Consider the following 25,316-nt stretch of genomic DNA (forward strand, 5'->3'; position numbering starts at 1 on the left):
CCATCTATATTATATATGACAGCTATTTAGGTTTTTAAAATTTATTATCAGAAAGAGATGGGAAAAGAACACTATCTGTTGTTATGTATAGAAGTGAATGAAGTTCACATCTATACATGATTTATACTTAGGTGCCTTATATAATTTATCTGTATTAACACATAATAAAAATACATTAAAAGCTCAATGGCACTTTTTGATTAAATTACTAGCCTAATTAATAAATTTAGATGATACAAAAGGAGGGCTTTTTATTCCTGATACGAACATACTGAAGGAGAATGAGCAATGAGTTTTATTGAAATTATAGGCAGGGTAATTATTTTTTTAGTGTTTTACTATTGATGACTCCTATTATGGGGAAAAAACAAGTAAGTTAGTTAACTTATTTTAACTACATTACAGGGACACAATTGGTGCTGTCGCTGCTTCCATTACGATTGATAGTAGTATTGATATGAGCGATGGTTTCGTTAATATGGTTTTTTGGTCGCTGCTCACTGTTCTAGTAAGTTATATGAATTTAAAGTCTCCAAAAGCTCGTATATTACTTGATGGCACTTTATATATTGATAAAATGCAAGATAATTAGCTCATAATACATCAAAAAGATAAAGAAACATATTGGAACTCATCTTCCTTGGTTAGACTCTGTTAAGGCTGTTATTGTAGGATTCCTTATCTGTAAAATAGCCTGGGACATTTTTAAAGAAGCTTCTCATCATTTAATCGATGGTTTCGACGAACACCAGTTAGAAGAGTACAAAGAAACCATTTTGAATACTCCAGGCATAAAGAGTGTAAAAGACATAAAAGTAAGGAATTAATAATGCTCAAGCGTGTGAAAGCTATCCTTTTTGTAAAATGAAATAACCAAAAGGATAGCTTTTTTATAGAATTAGCTATGTTTCTCCATTTAAATAGTTCGCAAATATAGATTTATCTTAGAGTTAATTGCGTAACTCTAGGTTACCTAAAATCGTAAAATGCAAAGGGAGAGTTGACGCCTATTTAAAATGAGATGACGTAGGGTCACACGATGGTTTTGCTGTATTCGTTGATTGCGCTAACTTAGTTAAATAGTAGCTGATAAGGTTTCAATCCTTTAATGAAATTTATGTAGAAGAAAAAACTCCCCCAAAAAACTAACTGAACAATTAGATAGGGGAGTTTTTTCTGTTTTTAGGCTGTATATGATATGTACATAGTTAACATAAACACTCTTAAAGGAACCAACCAGAAAAACCTCCTTGTTCAGCAACGGGGGATTTCATAAGAGTCTCTATTATGGATTGTGCAGCTTTTTAGATATTCATTAGATTTTTATGTCTATCTATGGGGGAGATTCAATAGTGTGTGGTCTTTACTATAAATGCAATTTGTTACCACAATGCATAAATGTAAAATACTAGGATAATCTATTTGTAGCATTTATATCCTATAGGAGGTAACAAATTTGGGCAGAAACGATAGTAGATTAACTTCCTCAGAAATTACAAGCCTGTGGGTCCAATATATTCGGGAAACGATGGCAATTTGCATTAGCAAATACGTATTAGCAACCGTTAAAGACTCCGAAATCCGTTCCCTTTTTGAATTTTGTTTAGGATTATCTGAAAAGCATCTTAAAATGTTAACGAAGCTTTTAAATAACGAGAATTTCCCTCTACCAAATGGCTTCACAGATAAAGATGTAAACCTGCAAGCTCCTTCTTTATTTACCGATTCCTTTTGGCTGCAGTACATACATGATATGACAATTCATGGATTATCAGGACATGGTATGTCGTTTAGTGGCTCAGTTCGAAAAGATATACGCGACCATTACTATCAATGTAATATTGATGCGATGGACGTTTATAATAAATCAATTGATATTCTCTTATCTAAAGGAATTTATGAAAGAGACCCTTATTATTCTACGCCACAAAATAGTGAAATCATTACGGACTTAGGATATGCAATGGACATATTAGGGAAGAAGAGGCCTTTAAATACGATGGAGGCTTCAAATATATACTTTAATTTGAGAAAGAGTATTGCAGCAAAGGGGATTATTCTTGGTTTTCAGCAAGTAACTAAGGATAAAAAAGCACATAAATTTATGGGTGATGCTTTAAATTTGTGCAACAAACATATTGGTATCTTTTCTTCGATATTACATGAAGCCAACCTTCATTCCCCAGGGTTATTAGACACCCAAGTTACAAATTCGAAAGTAGCTCCTTTCTCAGATAAATTAATGTTATTTCATGCCGGGTTTATGTTTAATTTAGCAATGGTATATTACTCTAATGCTATGGCTGTAAGTATGAGGGTAGATGTAATAACACATTGTGAAGCATCTATTCTAAGGGATTTAAAACTTACTACAAGTTGGGGAAACATTATGATTGAAAGAGGATGGATAGAGAAACCCCCTCAAGCAAATGATCAAAAGGAATTGCCTCATAATTAAAGTTTAGAAAAAGACATCAGCACGTTAATCCAGCATCTTACTTTACCAATGCACAGGTTGAGATTTATTTAAATGATTTTTTCTAGAAAAACTATAGTTTAGGGAGTAGAAGAATAGATATTCTTTTAATGGTAAATCTAAGAAAAAATCGATTTAGGAGATTTTATATGGAAAAATTAAATTCTGCGGAAATGGGTAAACTTTGGGCTACATATATGGGTAATAGTATGGCTACATGTATTCTAAGTTATTTTCTCCAGCATGTTGAAGATCAAGATGTAAAGAGGTTATTAGAAAATGCATTAAATTTGAGTAAAGAATTCCAGAGTACTATAAAAGATACTTTCGTAAAAGAGAACATTCCTATTCCACAGGGTTTTACAAAAGACGATGTTAATCTTGCTGCTCCAAAATTATTTGAAGACGAGTTCTATGTACATTATTTAAGATATGTAACTAAAGTAGGACTTAGTCTTTATAGTGTAGGAATACCGTTAATGTATAGAGGGGATATAAGGGAATTTTCCCTTTATTGTATGGAGTCAACTATAAAATTGGGGGAAAAGATTAAAGATCTTTCAATAAATAAGGGGTGGGTTATTAAATCACCTATTATTCCGACCCCACAAAAAGTAAATATAGCACACAAAAACTATTTAAAAGGTTTTATTGGAGATGTGCGACCTTTACATGCATTAGAAATTGCCCATTTATACGATAATTTAGAAACGAACGTGGCAAGTAAAGCCTTAGTAATGGCATTTAGTCAAGTTACAAAAACGAAAAAAATTCGAAATTTATTTATAAAAGGAGAAGAACTTACTTATAAAGCGATTGAAGGTTATATAAAAAAACTTCACGATGATAACTTGCCTTCCCCAGGACTAATTGATCATTTAGTGACAACTTCAACATCTTCTCCTTTTTCCGAGAAATTAATGGTTTTTCATAAGATGGATATGTTTTCAATGAGAGTAAGAAATTTTGGAAATTCAGTAGCAGTAAACGGAAGACGCGATTTAGCGCTAATGTATGCAGATTTTTTAAAGGATATATCAGGATTTGTTCATGATGCAGCGGATATCATGATAGAAAATGAATGGATGGAAACACCACCCGAAGCTGCGGATAGAGAAGATTTATCTTCAAAGTAGGGAGTACACAATTGTCAACGGTAGTCGGTCCAGGAAGCATCATCATGGTAATTCTCCAGTCTCCTTACAAGAACAGAAAAAGCTACTGTTGGGGACAGTAGCTTTTTTCTGTTTTTAACCTGTATATTATAGGCACCAATTATTATCAAACTAAACAGGTTATCATTATTTTAAAATGAATACATAAGGTAGCTATAAGAAATAATAGGTGAGGTGAATATATGGGTACTTTCTTCCTTTGCGATGGAGCTTTTGATGGAGCCTGAGCATGGAGAGAAGTTGAAAAAGAACTGATAAAACAAGGACATTTAGTTTTTTCATTAACTTTAACTGGATTAGGCGATCGAAATCATCTTTTAACACCTGATATTAACTTAGAAACCCATATTACTGACGTAGTAAACACCATACTCTTTGAGGATTTAAACAACATTTACTTAGCAGGGCACAGCTACGGTGGTGGAGTTATTATTGGTGCTGCAGATCAACTACCGAATAGGATTTCCACACTCATCTTTTTTGACGCTCTAATACTTGAAGATAATCGATCAATTAATGATCTATATTCAAAATCATTCGTAAAATAAAAGAAGGAGATTGTTCAATCAAAAGGAGATGGATTCAGACTTTCAAAACCTGATAGTGGACCTATCTATAACACACATCATCCTTTTAAAGCATTTGAACAAAAGATTAAATTAATGAATAAAGCAGAACTGAGACAAATACCGCGTGTATTTATTAATTGCACCCAAAAGAGTAGTCATCCTGTTCTGGAGTCCATCAATAAATTTGCGAATAGAGCTAAACAAGAAAAATGGGAATACATTGAAATTTCCGCCGGACATAACGCGCATTGGGAAAAACCGGTTGAATTAGCTAAAATATTTATACATTTGGCTGGTAAGAATGCTGCATATGATTTACAACCTTAGTTACCATAATAGAACTTTCCGGCACACATGAAAAAGGAAAACCTTTGACGTAGAAGGATTTTACCTTTTTAAGTCAAAGTAAGATAGTAATAGTGACTTATAAAGCAATAGAAGGATCCAGAAATGGAGGGAGGTAAATTGCCTAACAGAGAGTATCCATACTATTTTATAAAGTTAGGTACATTATATTACGTATATCATTCGTATAAGAACGTAAAAAAGAAAGAGGTATGCAGTTACGAATTTACTAATGATGAATCGTTAGCATTTCCCGTAGATGAAGTGTCTGCTAAACAATTGGCAGATAAATGTGGAGGTCATATTGTAATGAAGAATGCTACGTTTAGTGATTATATTTGCCAAGGAGAAAGATGGAGTCATTTTATAGATAGTAAAAAGAAGAACATATGGAGAATCTATATCATTAATTAATATAGACGAATGGCTGGACTAGCTGGATTGGAACCAACGCATGACGGAATCAAAATCCGTTGTCTTACCGCTTGGAGATAGCCCAATAAAATGGTTGTGGAACAGGATTTGAACCTGTGGCCTTTGGGTCTTGAGCCTGATGAACTACCTGACTACTCCCTCACTATAATGAACTAAAAGATTCAAAGCATTAAATCACAATAAATATTATCTACTCTATGAGCTATTTTCATTCAAAATAAAAAAATTATACTGAACTTCACAAGATACAATCTTGAACTATTTAGCATTAACTTTATATTTCCCACTCATTTTTACATAAGCAATAGACAAAATATAGCTATCTTTTCTTCATTTCTTGACATGATTGGAGACTTTTCAGGACTATGGGATTACCGATATGAAGTATTTCCGTTAACTTCTAACTACTTACCTTGGGACTTATTTCTATTACCTATCTCCATGATGTTTTTTATAAAAGTGAAGCCTAAAATTAAACCTGTAATCAAAGCACTAATTTATTCAGCATTAGCTTCTTTTATTGGTCTTCCACTGCTTAATTGGATTGGCGTCTATAAACCACTACACTGGAGATACATTTATTCGTTTCCTATTTTAGTTGTCATTTACATAGCTGCATCTTACATAGCTTCTAAAAGAAATTTGAAAAATTATAGAGGGAAATCTTAGTGTTTAAATATCACTATTGTTTAACTCAATTTTTTATAAAAAATAATGTTCCATAATTAGAGCAAACTGCACAAGATGAATAAAATCATCACGATTAATTTTTAATTACGTCACGAAAAAACCTATCTCTTTCAACTGGAAAATGGTGGGTTTTTTGTATGGTTGAAGCGTATAAGATATAAAACCTGAGTTAACATAATGTTCCTTTCCTAAACCAAGTATTGTTAGATTGACGAGCATTATCATTATAGATTTAATTGTTCTGTCTTAAACGAACCATACAATTACTTCATAAAATAGAAAAACTTAAAATAAAATCTTTATTTTAAGTTGAATATGATATACAAAGCTAGTTTACATACTCTTTTCGCAACAAACCACAAAAAAGAACCCTTGATAGAAAAGAGTTCGCAGGAAGAAGAATTTTTTACTTTATGCATCTTTTTATACATCGTTGATTTAACAAGATTTCTCTTTGAGACAGCGCTTAGGGAAGTATATAAAAAGCGCACCTTCTGTATGTGGTTTTGTCTATTTTTTTGAAAATTCAATAAGTTACCACTATATTTTGTTTACATAATTCAAGTATAATGAGAGAGCGAGAAGAAAGAAGGGATTATGTGTTGAAAAGTAAAATGAATCAGTTGTTTGCAGAACAAAAGAGTATTCATATACTGTATTCCTACGACCAGCAAGAAAATTATATACGACAAGTTGTAAGTTATATCCAAGAGGGGATTTTTGCTGGAGATTGCATTCTTCTTATTGAAAATGACCGTTTTTATCCTTTTATTCATGACCATTTGAACATACTATTGACCACAGATCAAATGAAAATGATACATCGTATAAACAACTTTGATTTCTATTATTCAAGTGGTAGTTATCATTCTCCTGCTATTCTTAATTATTTTAATAAGAGCGTTCAGCCCTACTTAGAAAATAGAATTTCTTTCAGATCGTGGGCACATGTAGAATGGAGCACAATGGAAGATCCTTTACATCTAATCGAAGATTTTGAAAAAATAGTGGATAGTGCGGTAAATAAACTCTCATTCCCATTAATTTGTGCATACAAAGGAGAGAGGATGCCAGAGTATCTCAAAACTATTCTGATGGAAACACATCCTTATGTTCTCATTGAAGGTGATTTAATTACTTCTAAACAATACCGGCCATTAAATGATTTGGAATAAAGATAAAAAACGCTTAAGCAATCATACTAAGCGTTTTTTATTTTTAAAGAAATCAATGGTTCCTTTTCATCCATTCAGTTTATTTACCACCATAAGCTCTTTCCTCGTTTTCTTATGTCTCTTCTGGTTAGTTTTTCTATTTCGAGGTAGCTCTTTTTATTGTAAAGAAAGTCCGGTTTAATTATTTAGTTAACCTAATGGAAATCATAAACACAAAGCATAGAAAAGCATCATTCTCTTATACGGACCTCATAAAATTACTGGTTTTGATAGACGAAAATGTCGAATATCAAATGTAAGATTATTTTAGAATGAAGGGGAGACAGGTATGTTTGGATGGAGTGATATGCCGAAATTATTATTTTCTTTTTTAATTGTCATTCCACTTGTGTCTGTTATTCATCAACTGGGGCACTCACTTATGGCTATTATTTTAGGAGGAAGGGTCGATTTTACCATTGGACAAGGAAGAACGATTTTTAGGTGGAAGAAAATTAAAATAAAATCTATTTATTTTTTGCACTCCTTTTGTATTTACGAAAAATTAAAGTATGATAACCGGTTTACTCATGCTTGTGTTTATGCTGGAGGTACCATAGCTAATGTAGCGTCTATCCTTCTTGTGTATGGTTTAATTATGTTGGGTGTTCTCTCAAAAAATCTCTTTTCTTACCAATTTGTTTATTTCTCTCTTTATTATATTGTTTTCTCGCTCTTACCCTTTGAATATTCAGAAACGAGCTTAAGTGATGGGCGAGCTATCTATGATGCATTGAGATATGGAAAGATAACGTGTAATCCGGATTAACAAAGGAAAGAAAAATGGCTAATTAAAACTGTACATCCACAATGTGTGTTAACGCGGCAACGGTACTGAAATAGATACTGATTAGTAATCAAGTCGTAATTCTTTAGATGCTATGATGTAGCTACTGCATTAAACTTACCTGTCTACTCAAAAGATAACAAGGAGCTCATACTGCAGTAGGTAAGGCGTAGATGTTTATATAGGAGGTGCTGTTTTTTTGTATGCTGAGGGCTGTCCTAATCGCTTATCTTTTTCCTGAAACAGTCGAGAAATGAGAAGAAATCCTTTTATATACGAGAAAAGCTCTGATCAGGAAAAAAATAACAAGATTAATGAGTTTTAGTGTGGGGTAAAGTTAACTAAATAATTTAAAAGGAGGGAAGTAGTAATGGAGATTCTATGGATGCTAATTGTAGGTGGAATTATTGGGTGGCTCGCCGGTTTAATTACAGGACGCGACGTTCCTGGAGGTATTATTGGTAATATTATCGCCGGCTTTATTGGTTCTTGGTTAGGCGGCCTTATATTGGGAAGTTGGGGGCCAGTCATTGGCGGTTTTGCAATCATCCCAGCAATTATTGGATCAATCATTTTAGTATTAATTGTAAGCTTTCTTTTAAGAAAAATGGGTCAAAAAAAGAATCATGGTCATCATGTATAAAATTGAAAAAACTTAAATTGGAGTGACTAAAAATGAGAGAAGAAAATAATTCTATGCTATATGATTTTGTTGAAGGTAATCAATTTGAACTAGATTCTTATCTTACTTATTTGTTCAATCAAATTAATAATGATAGCGAAATTCTGTCAGAAGATTAATGAGATTACAGATATTTTATTATAAAGAAACAGACAAAAAAATAATAAATCAAAATATAGTATAAGCGACCTTGGTAACTTTGGTTACGGTATATAGGGTCGCTTATTGTTATGGAAAATATTTAAGAATAAAGTGCAGATATCCTTCTTTACTTCAGTAGGTCAGGAGTAAACGGCCCTAGAATCTGCGCTTTTTTTATAGGGCGGGAATTAGCTTCCTCACTTAAACTGAAGTATCTATTACTCAACCTTATTGAATATAAACAAAAGGTCCCTTTAAATTCTGACGGGCTTGGTTGTTATATATTTACATTTTATTCTTTAGCTCAAATACCTCATCAATAAAAATAAATAACCCCCCAAGAGAATCAACAAACTGAATGAATCCTGTCTCTGTTATACAATGACCTTGCTTATAGTATTTCTTAAAGGCATAGGCTCTTTCACGCTACGAAAGGTTAATATTTCAATAACAGTTCTTCGTTATTAAAATATCATTCACTTCTATGAGACCTGTCTAAATAAAATGTACGCGAAATGAATAATAATTTTCTTGATTTATCCGTCGTATATAAATATAATGTAACTGAAGTACGCAAAAAGAGAACATGAAATTTAAAATATACTTTTCGTTATTATCATTTTTTTGATTCCAGTCATTACCTATATACAAGAAACGAATGTTTATTATAATAAGATTACAGTATGAAGAGATTAAACGAGATAACCCAACTTAATGCTGTAGTTTCGTTAATTCAGTTACACATGGAATAAATCCTAAATTTCTTTAGCTTTCAGAGAAGATATATGTAGTCACTACGATTGAGATTTTTTGAAAGCGATATCATTTCATTCGAAGAAAAACACTTTAAGAGATTTAATTATTTTAACAAGGTCTAGAGATATCTAGTGTTATTGCTATCTTATCTCTAGACACTAGATAAAGAAGAGGATATTTCTTTATCTGAAATGAGGGAATAATAGATTAGAATATTATTGTCTAACATTCATATAAACCTAGAAGTGACTGTTACTAAATTTATATGGATGTTAGACAACAAACAGGATTTCAAAAAGGTTAAAAGGATAATAGAAAATCTCTTTATAAACGATACTGTATGCTCAGGTATATAAGGTGAGCCGAAAAAGTGTATTTTACAATGAAGATTTCGAAAACGCTTTACTGAAGGGGGGAGTTAATTTCAAATCATATGATTACCATTTATTTTAAAGATTATTCACACATCGGACTTATTTTTGATTATTGTCTTTTTTATAGACGCTAGCCTAAGCATAGGCTCTCTTTAAGTGTTTTAATGAACCGCAAATTGAAAGGGGTTACAACTATGAAGAAATTGGGATTAGCTACACAAATATTTATTGGACTTGCGTTCGGGATTGCTATAGGCGCTATTTTTTATGGAAATAATACAGTGATGGCCATTCTTCAACCTTTAGGGGATATTTTTCTTCACCTAATTAAAATGATTGTTATTCCTATCGTTGTATCCGCACTCATCGTATCTATAGCTGGTGTAGGTGACATTAAAAAGTTAGGAAGACTAGGTGGAAAAACCATTCTTTATTTTGAAATTGTTACTACAATTGCATTAGCAGTGGGCTTATTAGCCGCAAATTTATTCCATCCAGGTAGTGGTATAGATATGGGGAACCTTGAGAAAGGTGATATATCTAAATATGAAGAAACATCTAAAACAACTGAGAGTACAGGTGTAGCAGCTCAAATCGTTCATATTATCCCAACTAATATATTCCAATCGTTGACTGAAGGGAATTTATTAGCGATTATCTTTTTCTCAGTCTTATTTGGTTTAGGAGTTGCAGCAATTGGAGAAAAAGGCAAACCAGTTTTAAACTTTTTTGAAGGCGTACTAGAATCTATGTTTTGGATGACAAACTTAGTTATGAAATTCGCTCCATTTGGCGTATTTGCTTTAATTGGTTTGAATGTCGCGAAGTTTGGAATTGGTTCATTAATTCCTTTAGGAAAGTTAGTACTCGTTATATATCTGACCATGATTTTCTTTGTTTTTGTAGTATTGGGTATTATTGCAAAAATGGCTGGAACCAATGTTTTAGTCCTTATAAAAATCTTAAAAGATGAGTTGATTTTAGCGTTTACAACCGCAAGCTCTGAAGCAGTATTGCCAAGGTTAATGACTAAAATGGAGAACTTTGGTTGTCCGAAAGCTGTCACATCATTTGTTATTCCGACAGGATATACCTTTAACCTTGATGGGTCATCCATTTATCAAGCCATTGCTGCCCTTTTCATTGCACAAATGTATGGCATTCATTTATCTTTCATAGAACAAATTACACTCTTACTTGTGTTGATGTTGACTTCCAAGGGAATGGCAGGAGTTGCAGGAGCATCATTTGTTGTTGTATTAACAACACTGGGCTCAATGGGATTACCTCTAGAAGGTATGGCATTTATCGCTGGTATTGATCGCATTTTAGATATGCTTCGTACATCTGTCAACGTAGTAGGTAACGCATTAGCTGCTATTGTGATGTCTAAGTGGGAAGGCGGATTCGACAAAGAAAAAGCAAAGCATTATACAGATTCTATTAGAAAATCGGACGTAGCATAAAAAAATTTCTTTTTATGTAAAGAAGGAGATCAATGTTATGACAAATATAGAAATACCAGAAAAACAAAATGTAAGAATCGAAAAAGATTTCCTAGGAACAAAAGAAGTTCCTACTTATGCTTATTATGGGATTCAAACTTTACGTGCAGTTGAAAACTTCCCAATAACAGGATATCAAATTCACCCCGAGCTTATTAAAGCATTAGGAATCGTTAAAAAGGCTGCTGCTCTTGCTAATATGGATGTTAAACGCTTATATGAAGGGTTAGGAAGTGTAATTGTTAAAGCAGCAGATGAAGTTATTGAAGGGAAAAAAGATGATTATTTCATTGTTGATCCAATACAGGGTGGTGCCGGTACTTCAATAAATATGAATACAAATGAGGTTATTGCAAATCGCGCTTTAGAATTGCTTGGCCATCCAAAAGGATCCTATTCGGAATTAAGTCCAAATAGTCATGTGAATATGTCGCAATCTACAAATGATGTATTCCCAACAGCGATTCATATAGCAACGCTCAACTTATTAGAAAAGCTCTTAAAAACGATGAGTGAGATGCAATCCGTATTTCAAGAAAAAGCCCAACAATTTGACCACATCATAAAAATGGGACGTACTCATTTACAAGATGCTGTTCCAATCAGACTTGGTCAAGAGTTTGAAGCTTATAGTCGTGTTTTAGAGCGTGATATGAAACGTATTAAACAATCATGTGAACACTTATATGAAGTCAACATGGGAGCCACAGCCGTAGGAACAGGTTTAAATGCAGACCCTCGTTATATTGAATGTGTTGTGAGACATCTAGCTCATATTAGTGAGTTACCATTACGAGGTGCCGACCATCTTGTAGACGCGACTCAAAATACAGATGCTTATACAGAAGTCTCTGCTAGCTTAAAAGTTTGCATGATTAATATGTCTAAAATTGCGAATGATATCCGATTAATGGCATCTGGTCCTCGTGCAGGATTAGCTGAACTTATATTACCAGCTCGTCAACCTGGTTCATCTATTATGCCTGGAAAGGTCAATCCTGTCATGCCTGAAATGATTAATCAAGTAGCTTTTCAAGTTATAGGTAATGATCATACAATTTGCCTGGCATCGGAAGCAGGTCAACTTGAACTAAATGTGATGGAGCCTGTTCTTGTGTTTAACTTGCTTCAGTCAATCAGTATTATGAATAACGCATTCCACGTCTTCACAGACCATTGTCTAAGAGGCATTGAAGCAAATGAGGGACGTTTAAAAGAGTATGTAGAAAAAAGTGTAGGGATTATTACAGCCGTAAATCCACATATCGGATATGAAGTAGCAGCGCGAATTGCTAGGGAGGCTATTTTAAACGGAAAGTCGGTACGAGAACTATGTTTGCAATATGACGTATTGACTGAGGACGAGCTTGAATTAATTTTAAATCCCTATGAAATGACGAACCCAGGTATATCTGGCAGCTCTCTTTTTGACAGAAATTAATTTTTAAAAGCGTGCTCCATATTAAGTTTATCGTATAAGCCACCTACTTTGGATATCCCTAGGTGGCTTATTTTCTGTATAAACGTCTAAAAATACCACATGCGCTTCAAACCATGCTATTTTTATAGTCTAAATACCACCTAAATGCTTTTCTTCATGCCACACTCTCGACATTCACGTAGAAAAATGCCACCTTTTATAGAACTTTTGAAGTAAGATGAAATGCAGTTATCGTATCGGACACTAATTTTATTAGAAAATTCAGCATAGTCACAAACTTTATCAAGGATGATTTTTTACTTTATTCTATAACGAAGCTAACTCTTTCTTCTTCGTTCTCATGTGAAAAATAATTTCAAATCTGTATAGCAGAAAGGAATTTATAGAAAAGCTGTTAGGATTTATTTCCTTTAAATATGATTTTTCTTTTCTCTTGTTTAATCCGTTTTAACCGTAGTTCCATCTTTTTATCTAACGCTCTATACAGTATTTCACTAGTTGCACATATCAAAAATAAGATTAGAGTAATAATTGCAGCCTGTGGTACATGAAAATAGAAACAAAGTACGAGTACAAGTAGGGATATAGCATAAATAGAGTTGGTTACCCATCTTCTACTTCTATGAGCTTCTAGGTTTCGCTCAAGTAATTCTTTTTGCCCTTCTTCTTTTTTTGTATCTTTTAAATGATGGTATGTAGAATTCATCGCTTTTTCCCCCCACGAAAACTAATTGTAAATTATCTCTGTATTAAATATCCTATATGTTTCAATTAAGGAAAAATATGAGGTTTTTCCTTTTTCATATTATATACGAACAAATGTTCTTTTTCAATAAAAAATCTAAAGTTTTCCCGAATATGGCTATTGCCTCTACTTCATCTTTCTACATTTTATAATTTAGGGGTCATTTACATAGTCATCCGTATCAAGTTTTAAATAGACACTCACTGGGTACATGATATACACAATAAGGATGGAATTAAATGTGAAAAGAAGTTTTCGTTTAATTAAAATTTAAGGAGATGGGAAAATGGGAACGAGAAAACGAGTTGCAGGGACTTTTCATTCGGAGCAAGAAGCGATACATGCAATTAAGGGGTTAAAACATCAGGGGTATCGTGAAACAGACATATTAGTAGTAGCAAAGGATAGCAATAATACTTTACAGTTAGGGATTGAAACGAATGTAATGATAGAAGCTGCAACACCAGCTGTAAGTTCGTTGGCAGGTGTGATGATGGACAGCTTTCTTACCATGATGACGGGTGGAATGATTTCTACTACCCAAGCTGGTGGCCTAACTTCAAAACTTGTTAGAATGGGGATTCAAAACTTTACTGCAAAACAGTGTGAAATGGATGTAAAGGAAGGGAAAATTCTTGTCCTAATTGATGTGGATGAAACTCAAACAATTCCTTCATATAATACGGTTAGGGAGTCGCCATACGAGACAGAGGGGCATAGGTCAGTGCAACTTCGTGAAGAGCAACTCAATGTAAGGAAAGAACGAGTTCAGACTGGGGAAGTACAACTTCGTAAGGAAATTGTAGAAGAATTGCGAACTGTCCAAGTTCCAGTTATGCGTGAGGAAGTCTACGTAGAACGTCGCCAGGTCATAGACGGTCAGTATGATGGCAGCCCATTGACAGAAAACGAGATCATTCGTATTCCTATTATGGAGGAGCGAATTGAAGTAACTAAGAGACCTGTGGTTGTGGAAGAAGTGATCATTGGTAAGCGTAAAATTCAGGAGATTAAAGAGGTGCAAGATACTGTTCGAAAGGAAGAAGCACAAATTGAACAGTCAGAGCTCCCTGCGGTTCCCGAACTTGCTGATTCTGAAATCTATCAGAACATGGATAACCACGTAGATCAAAGTTATCAAGAAGTTGCAGCCGCAATTGCTTCTGATGCTCCAAAAGAGGAAAAAGTTAAACTTTCAGCCGATAAGAAACAAGAAGCTCAACTTAAAGTGACAACTTCTCCTGTTATCAAAGAGATTGAAGAGGTTACAGCCTCAGTAAACAATCAGAAACCAGAAAGTCATGTTGAAGGTGCGGATATTACTACTTCTGAAAAAGGGAAGAATAATGAGAAATCAACAAACAAGCAGAAGAAATAAGTAAGTCTCCTCTGCAGTTTATAATAGAGGGAATAATTGAGGAGATTTAAGAAAGGGCTGTCTAGCTTTATTGGCAGCTTTTTTTTATTTCCCTTTAAAGTTAACATAAGTTTAATTATTGGTACTATAGCAAAACAACCCTAGAATTAAAACTCTAGGGTAATGACTACTCAGACAAAACAAACGTTATTGACTTATTCAAACAATTCTAATTTCACAAACTCATCCGTATCTAAGCATATAGAGAAAACGTCTAAGTTCTTCTTACAGTTGGTTCAGTTCTAAATACTCTTTCAACGTTTGCTGTAACGTCCCTTTGGCTTCTGCCTTGTCCTCAAAGGAGATTCCTGAGTGAATCATTGTCCTAACTAGGTCAGCACGTAAACCTGTAAGAATAGCTTTACATCCCATCATTGAAATTCCAGTTAATACTTTCTGAAAATGGTCGATAACATGCATCTCCATGTTAGCAGCTCCAGAAAGGTCTATAATTAATGTTTGAATCTTTAAATCTGATATACCAGTTAATACTTTCTCCTCAATCGTTCGGATACGGTATGTGTCCATCATTCCAATCAACGGTAATACAGCTACAGATTGACTAAGCGGTATAACAGGAACGGACAGATGTTCAACTAATTCCCTTTGTGAGGCGATTAATTCATCTTTATACTTTGAATAGCTAATTAAAAAAGTGTTAAGAAACTGATCAATTTTATCATTAATTCGTTTTTCTAAGGCATAAAATTCTTCACGGCTATTAAATTGGTTATTTATTAGATCATATTGATAGAGAAAATGCCATAATGTTCGCCTAATGGCCTGTACCCATTCTAGTTTAAAAGCAAGAGTTAAAGAGTGCTCTGCCCAGGCTACGCCTTCTTGTTGAGCAAAAGCAATGAGTTGTTCTTCTTTTTGTTCTACGACGTATAGAGCTAACTTTTGAGCATTTTTCAAAAGATCAATATTTCCAGTTTCTAAAATGTCATTAATTTTAGAGGCTACGTTAACCGCCTCAGATAAGAGTTTATCCTGGAAATTCTGCTTGTTATCTCTAATAAAATCAGTCATTTTCTCTCTCTGATTATAAATAGCTTCCATTTTAAATACGCCCCTTATTTATTGAATATAGTTATCCCTAATGAATCAATATCTTTAAATCAATTATTATCTATTATCACTCTCAATCTTTGTATAAAAAAAGTCCTCCTCCCTTGCACTAAGACACTAGACATGTATTTAGATAAGGCTCTTTATATTTTTACCCTTAAAACATATATTTTACATCCATCTTTTTTACTATATATTAGGAGTTGCTTTTTAGTTAACATAGTGTGTCCTTCCGGAATACGCACCAAAAAGACCCTCTTGTGGCGTAAGGGGGTTGTGGAGTTCTCTTTTTATCGATTATGCAGCCTTTTATACACCCTTGATATGACTACGCTTACTCGATATCCAAGTGGGAGGATGATGTATAAAAAGTGCACGTTTTATATATATGCTCGTAAGGAAAAACAACTATAAATATGAGGTTTATTGCTTACTTGTGCGTAATAAAATTTACAGTATTTTAATACTTATATTGTTATAAAATATATAACTTGGTAAAATAAAGAAAAATGATTGGTGGTAGCTGATATTGATGAGCATTAAAGAGAAGATACTGATGAAGCATGTAGAAAGAAAACTACATAAGTTACAAATTAATCTTGTGCATTTTATTCCAGGAAGAATTAGACTTCGTTCAACTGTTTGGAAAGAGAATGAAAAACTAGTTAAATTAATTATTTTAAATTTGAAGTCTCAAACCCTTGTCTATGACGCAGTATTTACACCAGATACCGGGAGTTTACTTATTACATATAAGGCTTCTTATATGACAAATAACAAAGAGCTTGAAGAGTGGTTTCAACTTATTGAACAAATATATCAAGAAGAATATAGAGCTTAAGGAAAGGGAGGGATGAGCATGCTTCCTACTGTAATTGGTTTAGGTGCCTCTTTTATTGCTCCAAAAATTATGTCTCAATTCCGTGATCAAAAAATAAAAGTATTGCATGCGATGCCGGGGCGACTGCGTATACAATGTGACAGTTGGAAGCACCGTATCATTGCACATGCTCTAACGGAAGAAGTAAAAAAACATCCTCTTATTTTAACATCGGAAGCTTCAGAACTAACCGGAAGTTTGCTGCTTCAATTTGTTGTACCTCATATTAACCAGGAAGAGCTAGATGAACTGATGAGTTATATCGTACAAATAGCAGCTAACGCCATTTTAAACAAAGATGCTACATTGATGAATGGCATGACTAACACACTTGGATTTATAGATAAAGGAATTAAAAAGCAAACTAATGGCTTTGCTGACTTCGATAGTTTATTTGTTCTATTTTTATTAGGAAAAGGAATTCAGACGTTTGGAAGTGCGCCTGCTTTCTCTGCAAGCTTACTTTATTGGTCATACAACATCATTAAGGATAAGGGGGAAAAGAATAGGTGATGATGTTCGGGGTAAAGGTAGCTCATTCTCTCCCTGGAAGAACCCGATTTTATATAACTAAACAGCTAGAAACAAGCCATATTGAAACTTGGTTACGCTCTTTTCCAGGGGTATATTCTGCAAGCTATAATCAAGTAACCGGAAGTCTACTTATTTATCATCATATTACTCTCTCTTTATACAGTCTAAAATTGTTCATTCATAAATATAAACATACACTCAAGCAAGCAGCATGTTCATGGAAAAAGGCTATACCTATCATAGCTTCTGGAACTATTTTTTTAGTTAATTGGTACCTTCAACGTTCTTCGTATCCTTCTATAGTAAAAGCACTTTCTTATTGGGTTAGCACCTTTACTGCTATTAGTACTTCCTATGATGTAATTAAAGATGGTGTTGTTCATGTCCTAAAAGCAGGAAAAGGGAATGCTAATACATTAACAGCTGCTTCTATATTCGCTTCTTTGTATATGAAGAATCCAGGATCGGCTTTAATTATCACTTTGATGTCTACTATTAGTGAGCTATTAACAGACTATACGTCTGAACAAACCAAGCATTATATTCACTCTGTCCTAAAATTAGATGTCTCATATGCCTGGAGAGTAAAGGAAAAGGGCGTTGAAGAAAAGGTTTTAGTCGAGGATATTCAAGTTGGTGATAAGGTTGTAGTTTTTACTGGAGAAAAAATTCCCGTGGATGGAATCATAATAGAGGGGAACGGCACGGCAGATGAAGCTTCAATTACTGGGGAGTATATGCCACGAGAGGTAAGTGGTGGAGATAATGTGTACGCTGGAAGTGTTTTGCAGAGTGGACATGTTACTGTAACAGTTGAAAAAGTAGGAGAAGATACATCCCTCTCTAAAATTGTGAAACTGTTGGAGGAAGCACAAGATAAACGCGCTCCTATTCAAAATATAGCCGACGCAGTAGCTGAAAAAATGGTTCCTGTTTCTTTTGGTTTGGCACTTCTTACATTTTTCTTCACTCGAAACCTTAACAGAGCGATGAGTATGTTAGTTATTGATTTTATTTGCGGAATTAAATTATCAACGGCCACAGCTTTATACGCATCCATTGGACGTGCTGCAAAAGAAGGGGCTATTGTTAAAGGCAGTGATCATATTGAAAAGATGTCTAAATTAAATACAGTTATTCTTGATAAGACCGGAACGATTACAGAAGGAACGCCTGTGGTTCAGCAAGTAATTGCTGCTGAAGGCTTTAATCAAGAAGATGTCATTCGTTTAGCTGCAGCAGCTGAGAAAAATTCTACCCATCCTATTGCTGATGCAATTATGAAGCAAGCGAAAGATTGGAACATTTTAATTCCTATTAGAGACAATAATGCTCAGGTAGAAACAACGGTAGGAAAAGGAATTTCCACTTGGCTAAATGGTAAAAGAGTTGTTGTTGGAAGTTTGCGCTTTATGAATGAATTAAAAGTTAAAACAACCAACTTACTTCAACAAATGCAAAACGACGAAAATGTGATTTATGTAGCTTACGATCAAACACTTGTAGGAGTAGTTAGCATTTTTGACAAAATACGTTCTGGTATGCACCGCGCAGTGAACAATCTTCGACATCAAGGTATCAACGACATCATTATGCTTACTGGAGACAAGAGAACGGTTGCAAGAGAGATGGCGCGTCGCTTAAAACTGAACTGGTATCATGCAGAGGCTTTGCCAGATGATAAAGCCTTTTATGTAAAGAAGTATGGGAAAACAGGAGCTGTCATGATGGTAGGTGACGGCATTAACGATGCACCAGCTTTAGCTCATGCTCATGTAGGTGTAACGATGGGTGCTAAACGAACAGACATTGCTTCAGAAGCCAGTGACGTTATTATTACGTCTGATAACCCAGAAATGCTTTCTGAGTTAGTTGGACTATCTAAAAAGACCATGAACATTATTAGACAAAACTTTATTGCCACGTTTGCTATTAATGGTATTGCAATTTTATTCGGTGCTTTAGGTATCTTCTCTCCAATTGTGGGAGCAGCTATTCATAATGCAGCCACCATTGGTGTAGTAATAAATAGTGCAAGAATTTTATGGTTAGGGAGGGAAACTAATGAATCCCAAATTCTACGTTCTGCATGATATACCAGGTCGTATTCGATTTCATATCCCAGCATTGAGAGATAAGAAAAATCATGTGGAAATAGAGCATATGTTTTCTGCTTTAAAAGGTATAACGAGTGTGAGAATAGAACCCACCATTCAAACCATGCTTATTTACTATGATGTTTCACAACTTTCTCGCAATACCATCTTTCGTTATGTATCTATCTTTTTTCAGCAAACGCGTTTAGATCCATTAGATGATATTATGATTCAAATGGATCCTGCCACACGAAATGATTGGCTACGTACATTGTTTTCTGGGGGATTACTTCTACTGGCAGGTATTCGAAAATCATCTTTTTATAAACCAGATGCACTCGTATATGGAGCAGTAGTTGCAACAGGCTATACGGTCTTATCTCATGGTACGAGCAATAAAATGAGGCACCCAGATATTTTAACCGGCATTGTTACGATGTTATCTCTAGGGCCATCAAATATGCTATATGTAGCGATGATTACATGGATTGTAAATGTTTTGGAATTGTTACATGAAAAGCAGAAAGTGCAATCACAAAAGTTATCTACGATTACTTAAGATATTCATTCATACCTTTTGTATGAATTGATATAAAAAACTTAGGATTATGGGGGAGTTTTATAATGATTAATCGCGATTTTCTAATGGGATTTGTATCAGGAACAGTAGTAGGCGCAGTAGGCTACCGTTTGTATGAACAAAATGGTGGGCAGTTACAACGTTTGGTTCAACCTAAACAGTCATATGGTGGACAGCAAACTATTTCATCCTATCAACCTTCTATGGAAGAGCTTCAAGCACAGAAAGAGCGTTTAGAAGATATGATTGCCGAATTACAAGTGAAATAATGATAAAAAGAGTGAGAGATAGTTCCAGGCTATCTCTCACTCTTTTTATTTCACAATAAGGGGGGATTATTTTTAAATGATTAGATATTTTTGCTGCACGCTAAAAATTTGCCTTTGGCAAACTGTTGCTTTTATTATATTCTGTGATTTTGAAATTATCAATACTTACAGAGAAAAATATAATCTTCTCTAAAGGATGAAGTCTGTGAAGGAGTTTTTATCTAGCTTTTTACTTATAACGAGTTGGCTTATATTTGCTATAGGTATCTATTTGTTCGTTATTGTTTTAATCGCACCGTCCTATGCATTTATTCCTTTTTATAAGGCAGCAGGTACTGGATTAGTTTGTTTTTATTTATCAAAAAAGCTCAATAAAAAAACGAAAGTTAACTAGCTTTTATCTTTATATAATATACATCCGTGGAGTAGGCAAGAAGGGGGGTTCAATCAGTGAAATTTAAAGAGCTTTTGCCATATCATGCATTAACAGTTATTAGCTCTAGCGTCTCTTATTCCATATTGCTTATCATCATTAAGCCTAGTTATAGAGCTGTTATTGCATTTTTTATGATCTCACTTATTACAATCATTCCTTATTCTGTTGCAGCCGTACCATTGCAGATATTTCTAAATAAATGGCCTAAGAAGTTCAATATTCTCTACTTATTTACCTATTGTGTCGTAGCAATCCTATTCCTTTATATCTCCTATAAGCTTCAAGGGAATTGGTCTCATCCAATATGGGATTATCGTGAAATGTTTATACTTGCAGTAGGTGCAGCCATCATATACTGGTTTTGGGATTCTGTTATCATGAACAAGAAGGAATATCCCTATTATTAAAATTCAAATCTAAATTAGCTAATTTACATAAAACTCTTTCTGGAATATACCAAAAAGAGAATCTTAGGGAGGCAAAGGTTCTCAAGAAGTTCCTCATTATGAAACATGCAGATTTTTATACATTTTTGATAAGTTACCCTCTATAAATCTTTTGAAGGTGCTCAATTCAGCGTAGTTGACATTGTTATAAAACTTATATGACATAGTTATTACTAACATATATGAATAATAAGAATGATTGGTTTCTCCTTGAATGAAATGGGGATTAGTAAAAGGAAAGTCTTAACAATCTTAAATAGGAGGGAAGAAGATGTTTAATGATTGGAAAGAAGAAATTCAAGCTCATTTAATCAAAGAAGGTTATAGCGTTAGAGAATTTTTAGGTGAATCTCGAAGTTGGTATTATTTTAGGGTCAATAGTATTTGGATAGGTGACCATATAGTTAAAGTCCAAAATGGATTTCTAGGTTATTTAAAAGAAAGGGTTAGTGGATAGGGAATAAATTGTTTAAACAGCCTGACCATGAAGCATTTTAGGAAAAAAGACAAACCGAAAGTAAAACATATTTTTCTACTTAGAGCTCAAAGGTTAAATCTTAAAAATAAAAAGGGGTTTCTATAAAGAACTTTTTTAAAATCTTTTAGTGGTATCAGAATTCTGTTTAATTACAGTTGTGCTTATATATTTATATCTAGTTATTTGTTATTGACAGTTAAAAAAGATCACAGAAGACATTTTTCTATTAAACGAAATGTCTTCTGTGATGAACTCTATATCAGGATTTAATGATTAATATTAGTCACTGTAAATGCTAATACATAAATTAAAGCAAGCAAGCACAAGAAGGGTTGCCTCTTAGCAATTTCACATTTTTTATTTACATTCCTCGTGAAGGTTTTTAATTTCTTCTATAGAACAACCTGTAAACCTATTGACTTCTGAATCTGACAGACCGTCCTTTATTAACGTAATAGCAAAAACTTTTCTTACTTCTTCATCTACTTCTTCCATGGACAATCCCTCCGTTATCTCTAGGTTGACTACTAGTGTGCTATGGCTGCGTCAGTTATTCAAATTAACTAGTCCACCTAATGTTAGATATTTCTATAAGAATTTGTCCAATTAATAATATGGATTTCATAGAAAAACCTTCTTTCTTAGTCATTTCAATTCCTTCACGCTGACGGATACGGATAAGATATGACTTTAATTGGTTAACACCAGCCATCACAGTAATTAAAAATTGACTGTATGGGTTATCTTCTTATAAATTTAGCCATGGGGCCTTGAGTGACCTTAAGTTTGCCTTTTTACTTTGTGTTAGATCGATCAACTCAAATAAATTCCGCGTACTACAAGTAATCGGAATTAAATCTTTAACATAAATAATGTCACCTTCTCGTAAGTCCTCTAACATTTTTTGAAGTTGCTCACGATCTTTTGCTGCTCCAGAAACTTTTTCTTCAAAAATAATATCCATTCTGATTTCGTTCAATTGCTGAAATTGCCTCGAAGGATTTTTCTGGTTGAACTAACACGTACACCTTTTCTAACTCACTCAGGTGTTATATTCTCCTCTACTGCTTCTTAACTTTTATTTAATCAAAAGGCAAAAACGAAATAAACTCATAAAAGTATTCTTGTATTGAATATAGTTTACTGCGTAACAAAAAAGACTTTTCTTGTTATGGGAAACAGCCAAGGTTTAAGAATGATTTATTAAATATAATACGTTCTTTTGAAAATAAAAAACATCGAGGCAATTAGTTAGAAATATTTCAAGAAATGATAAATCTATTTGCTTATTTGGTGGTTTTATCTTCCTCTTGCGTTAGTAATATTATTAATAGTAATATTATAACTATGAAAAATGAAATTAAGAAATCACCTCTTGCTTTAGCTATACTTTGTCTCCTCATTGAAGAGCCTATGCATCCTTATCGCATGCAACAGCTTATCAAAGAGAGAGGAAAGGATGAAGTTATTAACGTTCGTTATCGAAATAGCATCTATCAGACCATTGATCGTTTGCATCGCGATAGAGCGATTGTAATTCAAGAAAAAAAGCAGAATGAAGGGAGACCAGATTTAATTGTTTATGAAGTAACAGAAGAAGGGAGAGAAGCTGCGTACGAGTGGATAAGAGGAATGCTTTCCACACCCAAACAGGAATTTTTAGAATTTCCAGCTGCTATTTCTTTTCTCGCTCTTTTAACACCTGAAGACGTGAGAAAACAACTTCAAAAGAGAGTACTTGCTTTAGAGAAAACATTAGCTTACGCAGAAAAACAGATGGAAATAGCTATAAGTAGGGGTATTCCACGCTTGTTCTTACTTGAGGTGGAATATCTGAGAACTATGTCACTAGCTGAGTTAGAATGGTCCCAATCTATCATCGACGATATTCAAGGAGGAAAATTAAAATGGGATTGGGAATGGTTACGCGAGATATCGTTATATCTTACTTCTAAAGAAGAACCAATGGATTAGTCTTGGCTAGTGCTTGTTAAGTTATTTAGAATTTACAAACTTTCAGAATTTATTGTGTTACAAAAGGAGAAAAATGATTAAATATGAATGCAAAACAAGGTAATTTAAAGCTAGTGCTGGCAGGTCTTTTGCTAGCAATTTTAATGGCGTCTATGGACAACACGATTGTCGCTACTGCTATGGGAACTATAGTCGGAGAGCTTGGCGGGCTTGATAAGTTTGTATGGGTTACATCAGCTTATATGGTCGCTGAAATGGCCGGTATGCCGATATTTGGTAAACTCTCTGATATGTTTGGACGTAAAATGTTTTTTGTTTTTGGACTAATTGTCTTTTTAATAGGGTCAATTTTGTGTGGTACGGCAGAGAGTATTATCCAGCTCAGCATCTATCGAGCAATTCAAGGGATTGGCGGCGGAGCACTCATCCCTATCGCTTTTACTATTATGTTTGATACTGTTCCTGTTGAGAAACGTGGCAAACTAGGCGGTTTATTTGGAGCAGTTTTTGGTTTATCGAGTATTTTCGGACCCCTGTTAGGTGCTTATATTACTGATTACATCAACTGGCACTGGGTGTTTTATGTGAATATTCCTTTGGGTCTTCTAGCATTAGCATTTATCGTATTTTTCTACAAGGAATCACCTGTGCATGCCAAACAAAAAATTGATTGGTGGGGCGCTATAACTCTAGTTGGCTCAATTGTCAGCTTAATGTTTGCCTTAGAGCTTGGCGGTAATAAATATGAGTGGAGTTCTGGAGAAATCTTAGGTTTATTCATTGCGTTTGTCGTGTTGTTTGTTGCCTTTATTTTAATTGAAAGAAAAGCTAAAGATCCTATTATCTCTTTTCCAATGTTTAAGATTCGTTTATTCACCACAAGTAACCTCTTGGGCCTTTTCAGTGGGATGGCATTTGTCACAGCTTCCGTGTATATACCTATCTACATCCAAGGTGTGCTTGGAGGGACAGCTACTAACTCAGGTCTTGTACTGCTTCCGATGATGTTAGGTTCTGTCGTCTCAGCAACAACCGGCGGTTTTCTAATGAATAAATTAAGCTATCGTAGCATCATGATTGTCGTTACGATTATTCTAGGAGCAGGTGTATTCTTACTAACAACATTGAATCCTGATACAAGTCGTTTCTTAGTTACAATCTATATGATTCTTACAGGACTAGGAATTGGAGCAACATTCTCTGTTCTCAGTAACGCAGCAATTCATCATTTTGAGCCGGCACAAAGAGGATCTGTGAATTCAACTGTTTCTTTTATTCGCTCGTTAGGCATGACGCTTGGTATTACCATTTTTGGAATCATTCAACGAGACGAGTTTTCTTCTAAACTTAAGGAAATTTTTGCAGGACAAGATCAAATGGTCAACAACCCAACATTTAACGATCCTCGCGTAATTCTTGCGCCGGAGGCTCGTGCTCATATCCCAGCACCTGTGTTAGATAAAATTGTAGGAGTTCTTTCTTCTTCTATCGCTCATACCTTTATGTGGGCGCTCATTCCTACGGTGCTTGCATTTGTGGCCGCGCTAATAATGAGCAAAGAACAATTGAAAACATCTCTAGAAAATGAAATGTCCAATAAGAAAATTGAGATAAACAAATAGAGTAGTTTGATTATAATCATAGTTAATAATTTTTTAGATATTCCAAAAAAAAGAAGTTACCAGGGGGGGAACTTCTTTTTTTTATTCTAATATGCGTGTGTAATCAATATCATGAGGAATAGCAGTAACCAAGCAGTTCCAAGAACCATTAATGATACTCGCATAAGTTTCTCTGCTG

25 protein-coding genes, 1 tRNA gene and 2 pseudogenes are annotated in these 25,316 nt (G+C 34.2%); 22 read left to right on the forward strand and 6 right to left on the reverse strand.

Features of this window, described 5'->3' with window-relative positions:
• Positions 1–635: 635 nt before the first annotated feature.
• The 5 genes and pseudogenes from SB717_RS28425 to SB717_RS28445 form a co-directional block, all read left to right on the forward strand.
• Positions 636–824 (forward strand): annotated as a pseudogene (locus tag SB717_RS28425) (transporter); the annotation flags it as partial.
• Between the two features lie 632 nt (positions 825–1,456).
• Positions 1,457–2,458, forward strand: coding sequence for a DUF3231 family protein (locus SB717_RS28430; RefSeq protein WP_074683208.1), 1,002 nt, complete (start codon positions 1,457–1,459; stop codon positions 2,456–2,458).
• A gap of 167 nt (positions 2,459–2,625) precedes the next feature.
• Positions 2,626–3,612, forward strand: coding sequence for a DUF3231 family protein (locus SB717_RS28435; protein WP_234483551.1), 987 nt, complete (start codon positions 2,626–2,628; stop codon positions 3,610–3,612).
• 701 nt (positions 3,613–4,313) lie between these two features.
• On the forward strand, positions 4,314–4,547 hold the full coding sequence (locus SB717_RS28440) for an alpha/beta hydrolase family protein (protein ID WP_410905989.1): 234 nt from the start codon (positions 4,314–4,316) through the stop codon (positions 4,545–4,547).
• A gap of 123 nt (positions 4,548–4,670) precedes the next feature.
• A complete protein-coding gene (locus SB717_RS28445) occupies positions 4,671–4,979 on the forward strand; it encodes a hypothetical protein (protein WP_410905991.1) in 309 nt (102 codons plus the stop codon).
• Between the two features lie 10 nt (positions 4,980–4,989).
• Here SB717_RS28445 and SB717_RS28450 read toward each other — a convergent pair.
• Positions 4,990–5,064, reverse strand: a tRNA-Gln gene (locus SB717_RS28450).
• Positions 5,065–5,321: 257 nt separating this feature from the next.
• On the opposite strand from SB717_RS28450, the gene SB717_RS28455 reads away from it, so the two are divergent.
• The 7 genes from SB717_RS28455 to aspA all read left to right on the forward strand — a co-directional run bounded on the left by SB717_RS28455 (position 5,322) and on the right by aspA (position 12,590).
• Entirely contained in the window at positions 5,322–5,669 is a 348-nt protein-coding gene (locus tag SB717_RS28455) for a CBO0543 family protein (protein WP_410906025.1), read from the forward strand.
• 620 nt (positions 5,670–6,289) lie between these two features.
• Positions 6,290–6,865 (forward strand): MEDS domain-containing protein, encoded by a 576-nt coding sequence (locus SB717_RS28460; protein WP_410905993.1) that lies wholly within the window; start codon positions 6,290–6,292, stop codon positions 6,863–6,865.
• Positions 6,866–7,193: 328 nt separating this feature from the next.
• Positions 7,194–7,673, forward strand: a complete 480-nt coding sequence (locus tag SB717_RS28465; protein WP_074683203.1) for a site-2 protease family protein — start codon at positions 7,194–7,196, stop codon at positions 7,671–7,673.
• 388 nt (positions 7,674–8,061) lie between these two features.
• Positions 8,062–8,334, forward strand: coding sequence for a GlsB/YeaQ/YmgE family stress response membrane protein (locus tag SB717_RS28470; RefSeq protein ID WP_028408939.1), 273 nt, complete (start codon positions 8,062–8,064; stop codon positions 8,332–8,334).
• 32 nt (positions 8,335–8,366) lie between these two features.
• Positions 8,367–8,492 (forward strand): hypothetical protein, encoded by a 126-nt coding sequence (locus tag SB717_RS28475; protein ID WP_312036236.1) that lies wholly within the window; start codon positions 8,367–8,369, stop codon positions 8,490–8,492.
• A gap of 1,346 nt (positions 8,493–9,838) precedes the next feature.
• Complete coding sequence (locus SB717_RS28480) at positions 9,839–11,110, forward strand: cation:dicarboxylate symporter family transporter (RefSeq protein WP_029714754.1); 1,272 nt, start codon at positions 9,839–9,841, stop codon at positions 11,108–11,110.
• A gap of 37 nt (positions 11,111–11,147) precedes the next feature.
• A complete protein-coding gene (gene aspA, locus SB717_RS28485; RefSeq protein WP_410905995.1) occupies positions 11,148–12,590 on the forward strand; it encodes an aspartate ammonia-lyase in 1,443 nt (480 codons plus the stop codon).
• 140 nt (positions 12,591–12,730) lie between these two features.
• Here the strand turns inward: aspA and SB717_RS40295 are convergent, their stop codons facing one another.
• Together SB717_RS40295 and SB717_RS28490 are read right to left on the reverse strand one after the other, a co-directional pair.
• The gene (locus SB717_RS40295) at positions 12,731–12,883 is read right to left on the reverse strand and encodes a DUF8096 family protein (protein WP_486360772.1); all 153 of its coding nucleotides are present in this window, start codon (positions 12,881–12,883) and stop codon (positions 12,731–12,733) included.
• Positions 12,884–12,984: 101 nt separating this feature from the next.
• Positions 12,985–13,296 carry a hypothetical protein gene (locus tag SB717_RS28490; RefSeq protein ID WP_074683201.1) on the reverse strand — a complete coding sequence of 104 codons (312 nt, stop codon included), beginning with the start codon at positions 13,294–13,296 and terminating at the stop codon, positions 12,985–12,987.
• Positions 13,297–13,621: 325 nt separating this feature from the next.
• Between SB717_RS28490 and SB717_RS28495 the strand changes: the two genes are divergently transcribed.
• Complete coding sequence (locus tag SB717_RS28495) at positions 13,622–14,713, forward strand: YsnF/AvaK domain-containing protein (protein WP_410905997.1); 1,092 nt, start codon at positions 13,622–13,624, stop codon at positions 14,711–14,713.
• A 264-nt stretch (positions 14,714–14,977) separates the two neighbouring features.
• Here the strand turns inward: SB717_RS28495 and SB717_RS28500 are convergent, their stop codons facing one another.
• Positions 14,978–15,814, reverse strand: coding sequence for an STAS domain-containing protein (locus tag SB717_RS28500; RefSeq protein WP_029714750.1), 837 nt, complete (start codon positions 15,812–15,814; stop codon positions 14,978–14,980).
• A gap of 565 nt (positions 15,815–16,379) precedes the next feature.
• On the opposite strand from SB717_RS28500, the gene SB717_RS28505 reads away from it, so the two are divergent.
• The 7 genes from SB717_RS28505 to SB717_RS28535 all read left to right on the forward strand — a co-directional run bounded on the left by SB717_RS28505 (position 16,380) and on the right by SB717_RS28535 (position 21,521).
• Positions 16,380–16,664 (forward strand): HMA2 domain-containing protein, encoded by a 285-nt coding sequence (locus SB717_RS28505; RefSeq protein WP_029714749.1) that lies wholly within the window; start codon positions 16,380–16,382, stop codon positions 16,662–16,664.
• Between the two features lie 18 nt (positions 16,665–16,682).
• A complete protein-coding gene (locus SB717_RS28510) occupies positions 16,683–17,216 on the forward strand; it encodes an HMA2 domain-containing protein (RefSeq protein ID WP_047933083.1) in 534 nt (177 codons plus the stop codon).
• A complete protein-coding gene (locus tag SB717_RS28515) occupies positions 17,216–19,330 on the forward strand; it encodes a heavy metal translocating P-type ATPase (RefSeq protein WP_410906027.1) in 2,115 nt (704 codons plus the stop codon). Before SB717_RS28510 ends, SB717_RS28515 begins: the two co-directional genes overlap by 1 nt.
• Positions 19,302–19,892 (forward strand): HMA2 domain-containing protein, encoded by a 591-nt coding sequence (locus SB717_RS28520; RefSeq protein ID WP_029714746.1) that lies wholly within the window; start codon positions 19,302–19,304, stop codon positions 19,890–19,892. The genes SB717_RS28515 and SB717_RS28520 overlap by 29 nt, the downstream gene beginning before the upstream one ends.
• Positions 19,893–19,957: 65 nt before the next feature.
• Positions 19,958–20,182, forward strand: coding sequence for a hypothetical protein (locus SB717_RS28525; RefSeq protein WP_029714745.1), 225 nt, complete (start codon positions 19,958–19,960; stop codon positions 20,180–20,182).
• 450 nt (positions 20,183–20,632) lie between these two features.
• Complete coding sequence (locus tag SB717_RS28530) at positions 20,633–21,025, forward strand: UPF0715 family protein (RefSeq protein WP_410906000.1); 393 nt, start codon at positions 20,633–20,635, stop codon at positions 21,023–21,025.
• A gap of 310 nt (positions 21,026–21,335) precedes the next feature.
• On the forward strand, positions 21,336–21,521 hold the full coding sequence (locus SB717_RS28535; RefSeq protein WP_025751520.1) for a hypothetical protein: 186 nt from the start codon (positions 21,336–21,338) through the stop codon (positions 21,519–21,521).
• Positions 21,522–21,899: 378 nt separating this feature from the next.
• Here SB717_RS28535 and SB717_RS28540 read toward each other — a convergent pair whose 3' ends face one another.
• Both SB717_RS28540 and SB717_RS28545 read right to left on the reverse strand, forming a co-directional pair.
• Positions 21,900–22,037 (reverse strand): hypothetical protein, encoded by a 138-nt coding sequence (locus SB717_RS28540; RefSeq protein WP_176547840.1) that lies wholly within the window; start codon positions 22,035–22,037, stop codon positions 21,900–21,902.
• 136 nt (positions 22,038–22,173) lie between these two features.
• A pseudogene (locus tag SB717_RS28545) lies at positions 22,174–22,568 on the reverse strand (recombinase family protein); the annotation flags it as partial.
• A gap of 321 nt (positions 22,569–22,889) precedes the next feature.
• Between SB717_RS28545 and SB717_RS28550 the strand changes: the two are divergent.
• Together SB717_RS28550 and SB717_RS28555 are read left to right on the forward strand one after the other, a co-directional pair.
• A complete protein-coding gene (locus SB717_RS28550; RefSeq protein WP_049817104.1) occupies positions 22,890–23,516 on the forward strand; it encodes a PadR family transcriptional regulator in 627 nt (208 codons plus the stop codon).
• Between the two features lie 83 nt (positions 23,517–23,599).
• Positions 23,600–25,138 (forward strand): MDR family MFS transporter, encoded by a 1,539-nt coding sequence (locus tag SB717_RS28555; RefSeq protein WP_029714741.1) that lies wholly within the window; start codon positions 23,600–23,602, stop codon positions 25,136–25,138.
• The last annotated feature ends 178 nt before the right edge of the window (positions 25,139–25,316 follow it).

It is taken from the genome of Priestia sp. SIMBA_032 (assembly GCF_046535215.1).
Taxonomy (GTDB): Bacteria; Bacillota; Bacilli; order Bacillales; family Bacillaceae_H; genus Priestia; species Priestia aryabhattai.

Excerpts from the sequence above, each read along its gene's own strand:
- SB717_RS28435 (WP_234483551.1), top strand. The coding sequence starts at position 2,626 with ATGGAAAAATTAAATTCTGCGGAAATGGGTAAACTTTGGGCTACATAT.
- SB717_RS28440 (WP_410905989.1), top strand. The coding sequence starts at position 4,314 with ATGAATAAAGCAGAACTGAGACAAATACCGCGTGTATTTATTAATTGC.
- SB717_RS28445 (WP_410905991.1), top strand. The coding sequence starts at position 4,671 with ATGGAGGGAGGTAAATTGCCTAACAGAGAGTATCCATACTATTTTATA.
- SB717_RS28465 (WP_074683203.1), top strand. The coding sequence starts at position 7,194 with ATGTTTGGATGGAGTGATATGCCGAAATTATTATTTTCTTTTTTAATT.
- SB717_RS28470 (WP_028408939.1), top strand. The coding sequence starts at position 8,062 with ATGGAGATTCTATGGATGCTAATTGTAGGTGGAATTATTGGGTGGCTC.
- SB717_RS28475 (WP_312036236.1), top strand. The coding sequence starts at position 8,367 with ATGAGAGAAGAAAATAATTCTATGCTATATGATTTTGTTGAAGGTAAT.
- SB717_RS28480 (WP_029714754.1), top strand. The coding sequence starts at position 9,839 with ATGAAGAAATTGGGATTAGCTACACAAATATTTATTGGACTTGCGTTC.
- aspA (WP_410905995.1), top strand. The coding sequence starts at position 11,148 with ATGACAAATATAGAAATACCAGAAAAACAAAATGTAAGAATCGAAAAA.
- SB717_RS28490 (WP_074683201.1), bottom strand. The coding sequence starts at position 13,296 with ATGAATTCTACATACCATCATTTAAAAGATACAAAAAAAGAAGAAGGG.
- SB717_RS28495 (WP_410905997.1), top strand. The coding sequence starts at position 13,622 with ATGGGAACGAGAAAACGAGTTGCAGGGACTTTTCATTCGGAGCAAGAA.
- SB717_RS28500 (WP_029714750.1), bottom strand. The coding sequence starts at position 15,814 with ATGGAAGCTATTTATAATCAGAGAGAGAAAATGACTGATTTTATTAGA.
- SB717_RS28505 (WP_029714749.1), top strand. The coding sequence starts at position 16,380 with ATGAAGCATGTAGAAAGAAAACTACATAAGTTACAAATTAATCTTGTG.
- SB717_RS28510 (WP_047933083.1), top strand. The coding sequence starts at position 16,683 with ATGCTTCCTACTGTAATTGGTTTAGGTGCCTCTTTTATTGCTCCAAAA.
- SB717_RS28515 (WP_410906027.1), top strand. The coding sequence starts at position 17,216 with ATGATGTTCGGGGTAAAGGTAGCTCATTCTCTCCCTGGAAGAACCCGA.
- SB717_RS28520 (WP_029714746.1), top strand. The coding sequence starts at position 19,302 with ATGAATCCCAAATTCTACGTTCTGCATGATATACCAGGTCGTATTCGA.
- SB717_RS28525 (WP_029714745.1), top strand. The coding sequence starts at position 19,958 with ATGATTAATCGCGATTTTCTAATGGGATTTGTATCAGGAACAGTAGTA.
- SB717_RS28535 (WP_025751520.1), top strand. The coding sequence starts at position 21,336 with ATGTTTAATGATTGGAAAGAAGAAATTCAAGCTCATTTAATCAAAGAA.
- SB717_RS28540 (WP_176547840.1), bottom strand. The coding sequence starts at position 22,037 with ATGGAAGAAGTAGATGAAGAAGTAAGAAAAGTTTTTGCTATTACGTTA.
- SB717_RS28550 (WP_049817104.1), top strand. The coding sequence starts at position 22,890 with ATGAAAAATGAAATTAAGAAATCACCTCTTGCTTTAGCTATACTTTGT.
- SB717_RS28555 (WP_029714741.1), top strand. The coding sequence starts at position 23,600 with ATGAATGCAAAACAAGGTAATTTAAAGCTAGTGCTGGCAGGTCTTTTG.